Source organism: Leptolyngbya sp. BC1307 (assembly GCF_002286735.1).
Taxonomy (GTDB): Bacteria; Cyanobacteriota; Cyanobacteriia; order Phormidesmidales; family Phormidesmidaceae; genus Phormidesmis.
The window spans coordinates 1-1,508 of the sequence record NZ_NRTA01000135.1 but is presented as its reverse complement, the minus strand read 5'-3'; the positions used below and the strand labels follow the sequence as shown (position 1 = coordinate 1,508).

The following is a 1,508-nucleotide window of genomic DNA, read 5'->3' as shown; positions in this document are numbered from 1 at the left end:
TCCAACTAACGGACAGTGCTTGCGAAGAAACGTATCAGCCGTTCAGCGAGAAATGGAGTAAAGTTCACAGCAGCCCTAATCCGCCAGGACACAGCCGATGCCCCCCGCTAGTCTCAGTTTCGATAGCCTGTTAGACAGCTTGAGCAGCGCGATTGACGAGATGGGCGACCCGCGCCAACCCAGCAATGCGACTAGCTACAGCGTCAGGGATGCAGTGCTGGGGGCATTTTCGGCCTTTTTTATGCAGAGCGAATCGTTTCTAGAGTATCAGCGCCAGTTAAACAGCCGCAGCGGTCGGGACAATGCCCAGAGCTTGTTTGGGCTAGCGCAGATACCGAGCGTAGAGCAGATTCGTAACATCCTTGACCAGCTAGCGGCCCGAGGGTTGTTTAGCGTGTTCGTGAGCGTCTATCGAACCCTTCAGGGGCAGGGATACTTAGAGCGGTTCAAGCAACTCGACGATAACCTGCTGGTGGCGCTGGACGGCACCGAATACTACAGCTCACAGAAGGTCAGTTGCCCCTGTTGTTCGACGCGCACCCATCGCAATGGGCAGGTGAGCTATTCTCACAAAGCGCTGCTGCCGGTGATTGTCGCGCCAAGTCAAGCGGCTGTGGTCTCGCTGCCGCCTGCGTTTATCACCCCTCAAGACGGTCACAGCAAGCAGGATTGCGAACAAGCTGCGGCGAAACGGTGGATCGGCTCAGCGCCAGCGATATTTGAGCAGCAGGCGGTGACCTTGCTCGGCGATGACCTTTTCAGTCGTCAGCCAATGTGCGAGGCGGCTTTAGCAGAGGGCTTCAACTTTATCTTCGTGTGTCTGCCTGAGTCGCATCCGACCCTCTATGACTGGATTGCCTTCAATGCGGCTAACGGTAACGTCCAGACCATTGAACAGACGCAGCGCCAGGGTCGAACCCATGAGGTCTGGCAAGTCCGCTACCTCAATGATGTCCGGTTGCGCTCAAAAGCCCCCGCGCTGTCGGTCAACTGGTGTGAGCTGACGGTGTCACGGCCATCGGACGCGAAGGTGCTCCATGTCAATAGTTGGGTTACCAACCATCCCATCACTGACTCCCAAGCCTTTGCGATTGCCGCCGCTGGTCGCTGCCGGTGGAAGACCGAAAACGAGAACCACAACGAGCTTAAAACCAAAGGCTACCATCTCAAACACAACTTTGGGCATGGCCAACAGCACCTATCCGCCTTTTTATTGACCCTGAATCTGCTAGCATTTTTGTTTCATACGGTGCTACATCTAGCCGACGAGCCCTATCAACGGATTCGACAGCAGCGGGGCACTCGAAAAGGCTTCTTTCGAGACATCCTGGCGCTCACCAAGTACTTGTGGTTCGAGAGCTGGGCGGCATTGCTCGACTTCATGCTCGATGAGAAGAAGAAGTCTGCCAAGCAGATGAGAAACACTTCTTGATTGCTGTCCTCGCTGATGGCTCATCAGCTACGAAGCGCTGATGAGCTTGTCCGTATCTTGGAATTTGGAATTGCTG

At 55.2% G+C, this 1,508-nt stretch carries 1 protein-coding gene; it reads left to right on the top strand.

Annotated elements, in window-relative coordinates; genetic code table 11:
- The first annotated feature begins 97 nt into the window (after nucleotides 1-97).
- Nucleotides 98-1,432, top strand: a complete 1,335-nt coding sequence (locus CKL79_RS22375; RefSeq protein ID WP_121971704.1) for an ISNCY family transposase — start codon at nucleotides 98-100, stop codon at nucleotides 1,430-1,432.
- Nucleotides 1,433-1,508 lie beyond the last annotated feature (76 nt).